Genomic DNA, 11690 nt, shown 5'->3' on the forward strand with positions numbered 1-11690 from the left:
CGTAATAACAGACCAGGTAATTTCCAACACCATTTCATCATGCCAGATAACTTTCACCTCTCAATAACCCATTGTTTTATAACGTCAGCAATAAAAAGATCTTCCTGAAAACAGTTACAGCAGCAGAATGTACTTTGATAACATCATGATAAATATCATCAAAAATCCACCACGTTCCGAAATCAGTTATTCTATCTGGTTTAAATCTGATTTCACGCATTTTGTCATCCGCTGCCTACAAAGAAAAGAGATGCCTTCTTATTTAATCCGATTGCCATTTACTTTTTTTTACTTCCCAGGTGCAGCCCATTTTTCTGTCAGATAAATCGGGTGAGTCTGCAATCTTACTCACGCCGCCGCTGTAGGAAACGGCCTACATTAACTGATGACGAGTCCGATAGGATTATCCTCATTCATTGATAGAATTATCACCATAAATTTACAACCTTTTTTATTTATTACCCTCAAGAGAGAAAAATGAAAACCAAAAAGTATGCCTGGCAGCAGGTCGTTTTGCACTGGCTTTCGGCTGTCGTAATTATCTGGGCGACAATTACAGGTTTCTATGCGGCAATGTTTGAAACCACCCCTGAAATCAAAGAGTGGATCGGTTTCTTTAACGTCTCCCTGACTACGGTATTTATCCCATTCTTTATTCTGCGGGTTTACTATCTGTTAAAATTAGGCAAGCCACACGAAGGTAAAAATACTTCGCCAGCCGTGCCGCCGACTGGGTGCATATGCTGCTCTACATCAACATTGCCGTGGTACTGATTACCGGCGTGCTGATGATGGACAGGGATATTAACGTCTTTAACCTGTTCTCCATCCCGCATCTGATCGAGAGCGAACTGATCACTGACCTGTTTTTCGTTAAGCATATTATCTCGTGCACTACTCTGGCAGGCCTGGTGCTGCTGCATATCCTCGCGGTGGTGAAACATGAACTGTTTGGCAACCGCGTATTGCGCAGAATGAGCTGGTAAGCGGATTAGCAGGGATATTGACATGACAAGGGGCTGGGATTTTCCTGCAAAGCACCTGCCCCGTGGGCTTATGAGCAGGGTACGGAGCTGCGGTGGTTGTACACCCAACCGGTGGCTTTTTTTATTGCCAGAGCACGGAGTAAACCATAAATATCACCATCGATGACCGTTTCATTATAGAAAGCAGCACTTTAACCGGATCGCCCTGCAGGGTGAAAAGGCATTCAGCGAGGTAGCGACATGAACTATGCAGATATTGCTCACGAGGCCAGCGCACGTGAACAGCAGATGTTAGAGGTGGCACTGGCCAACCGGAAATTGCCGAGTATGGCATTCACCGGAGCCTGCTACTGGTGCGAAGAGAGCATTACCAAAGGTCAGTATTGCGATGCTGACTGCCGCCATGATCATCAGGTGCATCAGTGGGCGCAGAGCCAGAGGGCGACTGGTGAATAACACCACAGCAGTAAAACTGCCTTGCGCTCAGTAGCAAGGCGATACCGCTCTGAATTCATCAGCAGCATCGCGGGCAAGCACTGGTCAGAGCACGATCGGATCAACACCCTTCTTTACGCTCACCCTGCCCCTGACCATCTGACGGAACATGCGCGCAAAATTGACTCGATTTTCAGGGTTGATGTCCCAAATTTGTCCCATGCAGGAAAATTGAAGGCTAAAGAAAAGGGGTAATTCGTTGAAACTTAATGGTACGCCCTACAGGATTCGAACCTGTGACCTACGGCTTAGAAGGCCGGTGCTCTATCCAACTGAGCTAAGGGCGCATGGTGAGTGCCCCGGATTATACGGCGCGGCGGTGCTGAGTCAACGATTTTGAGGGGTTAGCGCACCCGTTGCCGAAGTTATAGGCAATCGGTGCCATTCTCCGCCTGACAGCAGCGCCCGCTTCTGACAAAATAGAGGCAATCCCCGATTTAACTCAACACAGATGGATCCCCTCTCTGATGGTAGCAAAAATTATCGATGGTAAAACGATTGCGCAGCAGGTGCGGCAAGAGGTTGCGGAAAAAGTTCAGCAGCGTCTGGCGGCGGGCAAACGTGCTCCTGGCCTGGCCGTAGTGCTGGTGGGTGAGAACCCGGCTTCGCAGATTTACGTTGGCAGCAAGCGTCGCGCCTGCGAAGAGGTGGGCTTTATCTCCCGCTCTTACGATCTGCCCGCCACCACCAGTGAAGCGGAGTTGCTGGACCTGATCACCGGGCTGAACAACGACGGTGAAATCGACGGTATCCTGGTGCAGCTGCCGCTGCCGGCCGGGATCGACAACGTTAAGGTGCTGGAGCATATCTCACCGGCGAAAGACGTCGATGGTTTCCACCCGTACAACGTTGGCCGCCTGTGCCAGCGTGCGCCCACGCTGCGCCCGTGCACGCCGCGCGGCATCGTCACGCTGCTGGAGCGCTACAACATTGATACCTACGGCCTGAACGCCGTAGTGGTGGGCGCGTCCAATATCGTCGGCCGCCCGATGAGTATGGAGCTGCTGCTGGCCGGCTGCACCACCACCGTGACCCACCGCTTTACCAAAAATCTGCGTCACCATATCGAGCACGCCGATTTGCTGGTGGTGGCGGTCGGTAAGCCGAACTTTATTCCGGGCGAGTGGATCAAGCCGGGTGCGATCGTGATTGATGTCGGTATTAACCGTCTGGAGAGCGGCAAAGTGGTGGGTGACGTGGAGTTTGACGTTGCCAGCGAACGCGCTGCGTATATCACCCCGGTACCGGGCGGCGTCGGTCCGATGACCGTAGCAACCCTGATTGAAAACACCCTGCAGGCCTGCGAGAGCAGCGATGAAGGAGCAGCAGAATAATGGCAACTTTCTCTTTAGGTAAATTTCCCCACGTCGATCTCTGTGACCTGCTGAAGCTGGAAGGCTGGGTGGAGAGCGGCGCAATGGCGAAAAATATGATCGCCGATGGCTATGTGACGGTGGACGGCGCGGTGGAAACCCGCAAGCGCTGCAAAATCGTCGCCGGTCAGACCGTAGAGTTCGACGGCCAGCGCGTTAGCGTCACGGCCTGATCCTCTTCGCAGAGCCTGCCCGTCAGGCTCTGCGGTATACTCAGCCGGAGGGCATTATCTGATGACCGCTGGCTGAGTGACCACTACTCCACTGTTCAGAACGCAGGTATCTGCCTCCGCACCATCGTCTCCGTCCACTCTCTGGCATGACCTGCTGTATCCACTACCTGGAATTCGCATCCCGCATCCAACGCCTATTCTGCTCTGCTCTGCTCTGCTCTGCTCTGCTCTGCTCTGCTCTGCTCTGCTCTGCTCTGCTCTGCTCTGCCAGCCTTTCCATGCTTTTTCTGTGCCTTCTTGTCGCGCAGTGCGCTGTATGTTCACCGAGTGCGCGTTTTTTTGACCCGTTTTTACTGTGCTGACTACTATCTCGCCATCTGCCGGATTTTCATCTTTTCCTGGCCAGCCTCCGGGGCAGCGCGCAGGGAAATTATCATAAGGTAAGGAGCCACTATGTCATCGCATGAAGGAAACTGGGGAGATTTGCTGTCGGGGAAAAACGCCGCGTGTTCGGTGGTGCTCTCCGGCGGGGTGGCGCTGCACGCCATTAATATCTATATCGCTACCACCGTCCTGCCGTCGGTGGTGCAGGAGATTGGCGGGCTGAATCTGTATGCCTGGAACACCACGCTGTTTGTGATTGCTTCCATTCTCGGTTCGGCGCTGACCAGCCCCACGCTGAGCCGCACCGGCGCGCGCGGAACCTACGCCGTTGCCATCCTCTTTTTCCTCTGCGGCAGCCTGCTCTGCGCGCTGGCACCGGGCATGCCGGTGATGCTGCTGGGGCGCGCCGTGCAGGGGCTGGGCGGCGGTTTTCTGTTTGCGCTGGGCTACTGCATGATTAACGAGGTGTTTGAGCAGCGGCTGTGGCCGCGCGCCTTCGCGCTGATCTCCGGTATGTGGGGCGTGGCGACGCTGGTCGGCCCGGCGATCGGCGGGATCTTCGCTGATATGCACGCGTGGCGGCTGGCATTCGGCTTTATCGTACCGGTGACGCTGGTTTACGCCTGGCTGGTGCTGCGCACCCTGCCCGCCGGTCGCGGCAACCGGGCTGCCGCCGCACCGCTGCCGCTGGCACAGCTGCTGCTGCTGACCGCTGCCGTGCTGGCGATCGGCCTCGGCAGCACCGATCCGCGCCTTAGCGTTAACCTCGCCAGCGTGGCCCTCGCTGCCATACTGCTGCTGTTGCTGGTGCGCCGCGAGCGCAACGGTAAGTACCGTATGCTGCCGCGCAACGCGCTGCGCCGGGGCTCGCCGCTGCTGCCGCTCTACCTGACCATCGGCCTGCTGGTGGTGGGTATGACCAGTGAGACCTTTGTGCCTTACTTCCTGCAGCTGCTGCACGGCCAGTCGCCGCTGCTGTCGGGATATCTGGCAGCGCTGATGGCGGCCGGCTGGACGCTGGCGGAGATCTGGAGTTCCGGCTGGCAGGGTAAGCGCATCAGGCTGGCGATTGTAGCCGGTCCGCTGCTGGTGCTGGCGGGCATGGTCGCCCTGACGCTGGCGCTGCCGGTGAACGGCAACGGCGCGCTGGGGCTGCTGCTGGTGATTTCACTTGCGCTGCTGCTGGTCGGTTTCGGTATCGGGCTGGGCTGGCCGCATCTGCTGACCCGGGTGTTGCAGGTGACGCCGGAAGAGGAGCAGGACGCTGCCGCCACCTCGATCACCACCGTGCAGCTGGTGGCTACCGCGCTGGGGGCTGCGCTGGCCGGTATGCTGGCCAATCAGGGCGGGCTGAACGCGCCGGGCGGCATTGCCGGGGCGCAGAGCGCCGCGTATGTGCTGTTCGGCGTGCTGGCGCTGGCACCGCTGCTGGCGGTGTTCAGCGCCGGACGATCGGCGAAGGGGCTACAGAACACGGGAGCGACAGAAAAATGAGTTCAGCCAGGGGGCATTATCGGAGGATTGACTCTCTCTGATAGCACTCATGGTATGAGCCGGGATGTTGGCAGTCTGAACCAGCGGAAGACAGGTAACGTTTTCGCCTGCCTGCCGCTGCACGCTAGTCGCTCTTTTCAGCAGCCACCTGCGTCGCGCCATTCACCTGCTCCAGCCGGTAGTGGGTGACATCGGTGTGGCGGGCGATCAGTTCCGCCAGCAGCGGCGAGTGGCTGGTTATCCACAGCTGGCTGTAGCGGCTGGCTTCGGCGATCAGCTGCGCCAGCGCCGGCAGCAGGTCCGGGTGCAGGCTGTTTTCGGGTTCGTTCAGCGCCATAAACGCCGGCGGACGCGGGCTGAGCAGCGCCACCACCAGGCAGAGAAAGCGCAGCGTGCCGTCGGAGAGTTCGGCGGCTTCCAGCGGGCGCAGGATGCCCTGGCGGTGCATCAGCATCTGGAAACGGCCGCTGTTCGCCTCCACGCTGAACTCACTCTCCGGGAAGGCCTGGCCGAGAATGCTGAACAGCAGCTCGCTATGGCCGCGCTCGCGAATAGTTTCAAAAGCGGCGGCGAGGTTGCTGCCGTCATGGGCGAGGATCGGCGAGCGGATGCCCACCTGCGGCGCGCGCAGCGGTGACCCCGGCCAGATGGCAAATTCGTGGTAGAAGCGCCAGCCGCGCAGGGTTTCCCGCACCCGCGACACTTCGGGATAGAGGTGCGGCTCCGACAGCTGGCCGAACACCGACTCTTCAGCGTGCAGCGAAGCCGGATAGGCCACCCGCTCGCCGTCGACGTTGTTGAGAAAAGCGACCTGGTTACGCCGATCCAGCAGCCGCGATGAGGGGCGGCGGCGGTGGCCGCTCAGCCACAGCTGCTCGGTTTTCACCAGCGGATCGAGGTTAAATAGGCTGACCAGCGGCTCCGGGTAACCGATCTCCAGCTGGTAGTCGTAATCTTCCATCTCCGCCGCGAGCACCATGCGCTTCAGTTCGCTGTTGCGTTCGCCGCGCCGCGCGCCGCCCGCCCACATCGCTTTCTGGATCCCGCCCTCTTCGGCCAGCGCCGGCGACAGCCGTTCACAGGCCGCCTCATGCAGCAGCCGTACCGCTTTATACAGGTTGGATTTGCCGCAGCCGTTCGGCCCGGTGATGACGTTAAGCTGGCCGAGCCGCAGTTCCAGCTGGCGGATAGAACGGAAGTTGGTGATGGCGATCTGTCTGATCAACGTGAGATCCTCAGGGTATTAAAGGGGATCACAGGCAGGAAAGGGGCGGTGCCCGCTCCCGCGTACTCAGAGTGCCGACGGGCGGGTCGTCAGCGGCAGTGTGATGCTGCCGCCCGCAACATATGGCTCTGCTGCGGGCGGTAGCGACTCTTCGGCTGCCCTGATGTGGCCAGGCCGAAGCCCGCACGGGAACCGCGAGCTGCTGTTCCCGTGCCGCTGGTTACTTACGACGCCAGCTGGTGCCCGCCGGGCCGTCTTCCAGAATAATGCCCAGCGCGTTCAGCTGGTCGCGCGCCACGTCCGCCTGCGCCCAGTCCTTCGCCTGACGCGCGTCGAAACGCATCTTGATCAGCGCTTCAATCTGCGCCACTTCTTCGTCGTTGATGTTCACGCCGCTCTGCAGGAACTGCTCCGGATCCTGCGCCAGCAGGCCGAGCACCGCCGCCAGCTGGCGCAGGCGCGCCGCCAGGCCGTTGGCCGCCGCCGCGTCTTCGCCCTTCAGGCGGTTAACTTCACGCGCCAGGTCGAACAGCGCCGAGTAGGCCACCGGGGTGTTGAAGTCATCGTCCATTGCCTCACGGAAGCGCGCTTCAAACTCATCGCCGCCCGCCGGTTCTGCCGCAGGATCGGTATTACGCAGCGCGTTGTACAGGCGCTCCAGCGCCGAACGCGCCTGGTTCAGGTTATCTTCGCCGTAGTTGAGCTGGCTGCGGTAGTGGCCGGACATCAGGAAGTAACGCACGGTTTCCGCGTCATAGTGCGCCAGCACGTCGCGCACGGTGAAGAAGTTGTTCAGCGATTTGGACATCTTCTCGCGGTCGATCATCACCATGCCGGAGTGCATCCAGTAGTTGACGTACGGGCCGTCGTGGGCGCAGGTCGACTGCGCCACTTCGTTCTCATGGTGCGGGAACATCAGGTCCGAGCCGCCGCCGTGGATGTCAAAGTGCGCCCCCAGCTGTTTGCAGTTCATCGCCGAGCACTCGATATGCCAGCCCGGACGGCCGTTGCCCCACGGCGATTCCCAGAAGGGTTCGTTCTCTTTCGACATTTTCCACAGCACGAAGTCCATCGGGTTGCGCTTGACGTCGGCCACTTCCGCCACGCGGGCGCCGGCCTGCAGCTGCTCCAGATCCTGGCGCGACAGCGAGCCGTAGTTGGGATCGCTGTCTGTCGAGAACATCACGTCGCCGTTGCTGGCCACGTAGGCGTGTTCGCGGGCGATCAGCGTCTGCACCAGCTCAATGATTTCAGCGATATGGCGGGTGGCGCGCGGCTCCAGGTCCGGCGGCAGGATATTCAGCGCCGCGAAGTCGGTGTGCATCTCCGCGATCATGCGGTTGGTCAGCTGCTCGATGGTTTCACCGTTCTCGTTGGCACGTTTGATGATCTTGTCATCAATATCGGTGATGTTGCGCACGTACTTCAGCGAGTAGCCAAGGTAACGCAGGTAGCGTGACACCACGTCAAACGCGACAAAGGTCCTGCCGTGTCCAATGTGACAGAGGTCATAAACGGTAATGCCGCACACGTACATGCCGACCTGGCCAGCATGGATAGGTTTAAATTCCTCTTTTTGACGACTCAGGGTGTTGTAAATCTTTAGCATTGAGACATTCCGTTTTAGGCGTGTGCGGGTTAACGATAAAAAAGGTGAATCCGGTATTCTGACGTATTTTTTAGCGAAGCGCCACGCAAAGCACCGCTACAGACACTGGCGATATGCAGCAGGGCTGACTCACCATCACATTTTGTGATATAAGAGCCGTCTGTCGCACGCGGGAAGCGTTTGCCTGACCGTTTCGTGCGCCAATCGTTAAAAACTCCAACCCTGACAGGATGAGAATATGGTCACTTTCCAGACTAACCATGGTGACATCGTCATCAAGACTTTCGACGATAAAGCCCCTGCAACCGTTAAGAACTTCCTGGAATACTGCCGCGAAGGTTTCTACGACAACACCATTTTCCACCGTGTGATCAACGGGTTTATGATTCAGGGCGGCGGCTTTGAGCCGGGCATGAAGCAGAAAGACACCAAAGAAGAGATCCGTAACGAAGCCAGCAACGGCCTGAAGAACACCAAAGGCACCCTGGCGATGGCGCGTACTCAGGCTCCTCACTCGGCCACCGCACAGTTCTTCATCAACGTTGCCGACAACGACTTCCTGAACTTCCGTGACGAAAGCCTGCAGGGCTGGGGTTACTGCGTGTTCGCTGAAGTGGTTGAAGGTATGGACGTGGTTGAGAAAATCAAAGCCGTCTCTACCGGCCGCAGCGGCATGCACCAGGACGTGCCGAAAGACGACGTGATCGTTCAGAAAGTCACCGTCAGCGAATAATGTCGCACACGCTGTTTATCGCAGATATCCATCTGTGTACTGAAGAACCGGCAATCACTGCCGGTTTTCTGCATTTTTTACGCCGTGAAGCACAGCACGCCGACGCGCTGTATATTCTCGGCGATTTGTTTGAAGCCTGGATCGGCGACGACGATCCGAATCCGCTGCACGCGGAGGTGGCCCGCGCCCTGCGCCAGCTGACCATTCCCTGCTACTTTATTCACGGCAACCGCGACTTCCTGCTCGGTAAACGCTTTGCGGCGGCCAGCGGTATGCGGCTGCTGCCGGAAGAACAGGTGCTGGAGCTGTACGGTAAGCGGGTGCTGATTATGCACGGCGATACGCTCTGCACCGACGATGAAGGCTACCAGAGGTTTCGCCGCAAGGTGCATAACCCGTGGGTACAGCGGCTGTTCCTCGCCCTGCCGCTGTTTGTGCGCCAGCGTATTGCGCGCAAAATGCGGGCCGGCAGTAAAGCGGCTAACAGCGGCAAAGATATGGCTATTATGGACGTCAATCCGCAGGCGGTGGCTGAAGCCATGCATCGCCGGAACGTGCCTTACCTGATCCACGGCCACACCCATCGCCCGGCGGTACATCAGCTTGAGATCGACGGCCATCCCGCCGAACGGCTGGTGCTGGGAGCCTGGCACGAGCAGGGGTCGATGATTAAAGTGAGTGCAGACGACATCGCGCTGATCGCTTTTCCCTTCTGAGCAGCCCCTCTGCTGACAGGATAGCCGCACCAGGCAGACGATTCGCGATCCCCTTTGCGACGCCAGGCAGTTTGCCTCACCGTTGATATGCCATGGCAGGCGATTTTCGATCGCCGTGGCTTCTGCGCTCAGACCGTCCGCAGATCGCCTTCCCGCTCTGAACAGACGGCTTACCGGTTGCTCTGCCAGCTGAAAAGACTGGCCGTTCCTCCCAGCGCCATTATCGGCCCCGTCCCGATAAAGTTGCCGCTGAACGGCGGTCACTTTGCGCTACGCAACCGTTCTCCTTCGCCATCAGTCATGGTATTCTCTCTGCCCTTCCCACCCGGTCAGCCGCTGTTTCGGCTCTCCCGGTGACGTTTTACATTCACAGGAGTTTACCCGCATGTCATCCAACGCCGCTCCGGCCCGCATTGCTATCGTTATGGGTTCCAAAAGTGACTGGGCTACTATGCAGTTCACCGCGGATATCCTCACTGAACTGGCCGTGCCGTTCCACTGCGAAGTCGTTTCCGCGCACCGCACGCCGGATAAGCTGTTCAGCTTTGCCGAAACGGCGGCGGAAAACGGCTATCAGGTGATTATTGCGGGCGCGGGCGGCGCGGCGCACCTGCCGGGCATGCTGGCGGCAAAAACGCTGGTGCCGGTGCTGGGCGTGCCGGTGCAGAGCGCGGCGCTGAGCGGCGTCGACAGCCTCTACTCCATCGTACAGATGCCGCGCGGCATTCCGGTGGGTACGCTGGCGATCGGCAAAGCGGGCGCGGCCAACGCGGCCCTGCTGGCGGCGCAGATCCTGGCGTTGCACGACGCTGAGCTGGCGGCCCGCATGGCGGCCTGGCGTCAGGCGCAGACCGATGAGGTGCTGAACAACCCGGATCCGCAGGTGCAGGCATGAAACCGGTCTGCGTATTAGGAAACGGCCAGCTGGGCCGTATGCTGCGCCAGGCCGGTGAGCCGCTGGGCATCGCCGTGTATCCGGTGGGTCTGGACGCCGATCCGGCCGCGCTGCCGATCGCTTCCAGCGTGATCACCGCCGAGATCGAGCGCTGGCCGGAAACCGCGCTGACCCGCGAGCTGGCCAGCCATAGCGCCTTTGTGAACCGCGATATTTTCCCGCGGCTGGCCGACCGCCTGACGCAGAAGCAGCTGCTGGATCAGTTGGGCCTGGCGACCGCACCGTGGCAGCTGCTGTCTGACGCTGACCAGTGGGCGCAGGTGTTCACCACCCTCGGCGAGCTGGCGATCGTTAAGCGCCGCACCGGCGGCTACGACGGCCGCGGCCAGTGGCGGCTGCGCGCGGCGGATACCGCCACCCTGCCCGCCGAGTGCTACGGCGAGTGCATCGTGGAGCGCGGGATTAACTTCTCCGGTGAAGTGTCGCTGGTGGGCGCACGCGGCCACGACGGTAAAACGGTGTTCTATCCGCTGACCCATAACCTGCATCAGGACGGCATTCTGCGCACCAGCGTAATGCTGCCGGATGTGGATGCGGCGCACCAGCAGCAGGCTGAGAAGATGCTGTCGGCGATCATGAACGAGCTCAGCTACGTCGGCGTGATGGCGATGGAGTGCTTTGTGGTGCCGGAAGGCCTGCTGATCAACGAGCTGGCACCGCGCGTGCACAACAGCGGCCACTGGACGCAGAACGGCGCGTCGATCGGTCAGTTCGAGCTGCACCTGCGGGCGATCCTTGGCCTGCCGCTGCCGCAGCCGGTGGCCAATACGCCGGCGGTGATGGTTAACCTGATCGGCACCGACGTAAACCGGGACTGGCTGAACCAGCCGCTGGTGCATCTGCACTGGTACGAGAAAGAGGTGCGCCCGGGCCGTAAGGTCGGCCACCTTAACCTGGCCGATCGCAGCGCGGCCGCGCTGGCCGACGCGCTGAACGCGCTGGTGCCGATGCTGCCGGAAGAGTACGCCAGCGGCATTGCGTGGGCGGTGGAGAAGCTGGGGTAAATCCGGCCACCGTTCTGCTTAACAAAAAAACACCGCCACGGCGGTGTTTTTTTATAGTGAGCAGGCTATTGCGGGTAAAACTGGCTGTCCGTCAGCTGCTCATAGTCCCACGGGCAGTCGGCCGGAAAGGTCTGCGCTTCCAGGCCCGTCTCTCTTGATGCAGAGAGGATAGCATCCCCGTAGGCATCTGCCATCAGCTCCCCCAGTTCATTTTTAAGACTCGGGTTACGGCTGAGGCGACGCACTATTTTTCGCCGTTGCTCCGCAATAGTTAGCTGCAAGCTACGACCGCGATGAGAAGGCTGATACTGCCACTTCAGCAGATGCTGAAACAGCACTTCCAGGCGTGATTCCAGTTCACGTCGCTCACTGTTACCCATGCTCTCAATTTCCTCAAGCAGGTTCCGTGTGTCCAGCAAGTGCAGGTTACCCGAACGCAGCAAACCCGCCTGCTCCTGAGTCCAGCCATAAAAGTCGCTGTCATAACGTGTAGTCATTGTCGTCTCCGTTACATTGCAGCTAAACCGATTAGGGCAGTTTGTC

General features: G+C 59.3%; 13 protein-coding genes, 1 tRNA gene and 1 pseudogene. 11 read left to right on the forward strand and 4 right to left on the reverse strand.

Features of this window, described 5'->3' with window-relative positions; genetic code table 11:
* Window positions 1–477 precede the first annotated feature (477 nt).
* The 4 genes and pseudogenes from ASF13_RS25060 to ASF13_RS25070 form a co-directional block, all read left to right on the forward strand.
* Window positions 478–774 carry a cytochrome b/b6 domain-containing protein gene (locus ASF13_RS25060; RefSeq protein WP_235515057.1) on the forward strand — a complete coding sequence of 99 codons (297 nt, stop codon included), beginning with the start codon at window positions 478–480 and terminating at the stop codon, window positions 772–774.
* A complete protein-coding gene (locus ASF13_RS25065) occupies window positions 741–986 on the forward strand; it encodes a cytochrome b (RefSeq protein ID WP_235515072.1) in 246 nt (81 codons plus the stop codon). The genes ASF13_RS25060 and ASF13_RS25065 overlap by 34 nt, the downstream gene beginning before the upstream one ends.
* A 240-nt stretch (window positions 987–1226) precedes the next feature.
* The gene (locus tag ASF13_RS19420) at window positions 1227–1442 is read left to right on the forward strand and encodes a hypothetical protein (protein ID WP_056240296.1); all 216 of its coding nucleotides are present in this window, start codon (window positions 1227–1229) and stop codon (window positions 1440–1442) included.
* 114 nt (window positions 1443–1556) lie between these two features.
* A pseudogene (locus tag ASF13_RS25070) lies at window positions 1557–1676 on the forward strand (hypothetical protein); the annotation flags it as partial.
* Window positions 1677–1691: 15 nt separating this feature from the next.
* Here ASF13_RS25070 and ASF13_RS19425 read toward each other — a convergent pair.
* Window positions 1692–1768: transfer RNA gene (locus ASF13_RS19425), tRNA-Arg, on the reverse strand.
* 180 nt (window positions 1769–1948) lie between these two features.
* Between ASF13_RS19425 and folD the strand changes: the two genes are divergently transcribed.
* The 3 genes from folD (at window position 1949) to ASF13_RS19440 (ending at window position 4905) form a co-directional block, all read left to right on the forward strand.
* Window positions 1949–2815 (forward strand): bifunctional methylenetetrahydrofolate dehydrogenase/methenyltetrahydrofolate cyclohydrolase FolD, encoded by an 867-nt coding sequence (gene folD / locus ASF13_RS19430; protein WP_056240298.1) that lies wholly within the window; start codon window positions 1949–1951, stop codon window positions 2813–2815.
* Entirely contained in the window at window positions 2815–3027 is a 213-nt protein-coding gene (gene ybcJ / locus ASF13_RS19435; protein WP_056240300.1) for a ribosome-associated protein YbcJ, read from the forward strand. The genes folD and ybcJ overlap by 1 nt, the downstream gene beginning before the upstream one ends.
* Window positions 3028–3480: 453 nt before the next feature.
* Entirely contained in the window at window positions 3481–4905 is a 1425-nt protein-coding gene (locus ASF13_RS19440) for an MFS transporter (protein WP_056240303.1), read from the forward strand.
* 124 nt (window positions 4906–5029) lie between these two features.
* On the opposite strand, the gene ASF13_RS19445 is transcribed toward ASF13_RS19440, so the two are convergent.
* Together ASF13_RS19445 and cysS are read right to left on the reverse strand one after the other, a co-directional pair.
* Window positions 5030–6130, reverse strand: a complete 1101-nt coding sequence (locus ASF13_RS19445; RefSeq protein WP_056240306.1) for an AAA family ATPase — start codon at window positions 6128–6130, stop codon at window positions 5030–5032.
* A 220-nt stretch (window positions 6131–6350) separates the two neighbouring features.
* Window positions 6351–7739, reverse strand: coding sequence for a cysteine--tRNA ligase (gene cysS / locus ASF13_RS19450; protein WP_056240308.1), 1389 nt, complete (start codon window positions 7737–7739; stop codon window positions 6351–6353).
* Between the two features lie 238 nt (window positions 7740–7977).
* On the opposite strand from cysS, the gene ppiB reads away from it, so the two are divergent.
* From ppiB to purK, 4 genes are all read left to right on the forward strand, one after another.
* On the forward strand, window positions 7978–8472 hold the full coding sequence (ppiB, locus tag ASF13_RS19455; RefSeq protein ID WP_056240310.1) for a peptidylprolyl isomerase B: 495 nt from the start codon (window positions 7978–7980) through the stop codon (window positions 8470–8472).
* On the forward strand, window positions 8472–9188 hold the full coding sequence (gene lpxH / locus ASF13_RS19460; protein ID WP_056240312.1) for a UDP-2,3-diacylglucosamine diphosphatase: 717 nt from the start codon (window positions 8472–8474) through the stop codon (window positions 9186–9188). The genes ppiB and lpxH overlap by 1 nt, the downstream gene beginning before the upstream one ends.
* Before the next feature lie 385 nt (window positions 9189–9573).
* Window positions 9574–10083, forward strand: coding sequence for a 5-(carboxyamino)imidazole ribonucleotide mutase (purE, locus tag ASF13_RS19465; protein ID WP_056240316.1), 510 nt, complete (start codon window positions 9574–9576; stop codon window positions 10081–10083).
* The gene (gene purK / locus ASF13_RS19470; RefSeq protein WP_056240319.1) at window positions 10080–11147 is read left to right on the forward strand and encodes a 5-(carboxyamino)imidazole ribonucleotide synthase; all 1068 of its coding nucleotides are present in this window, start codon (window positions 10080–10082) and stop codon (window positions 11145–11147) included. The genes purE and purK overlap by 4 nt, the downstream gene beginning before the upstream one ends.
* Before the next feature lie 65 nt (window positions 11148–11212).
* On the opposite strand, the gene ASF13_RS19475 is transcribed toward purK, so the two are convergent.
* Entirely contained in the window at window positions 11213–11644 is a 432-nt protein-coding gene (locus ASF13_RS19475; protein ID WP_056240324.1) for a DUF29 domain-containing protein, read from the reverse strand.
* Window positions 11645–11690 lie beyond the last annotated feature (46 nt).

It is taken from the genome of Erwinia sp. Leaf53, from assembly GCF_001422605.1.
Classification (GTDB): domain Bacteria; phylum Pseudomonadota; class Gammaproteobacteria; order Enterobacterales; family Enterobacteriaceae; genus Erwinia.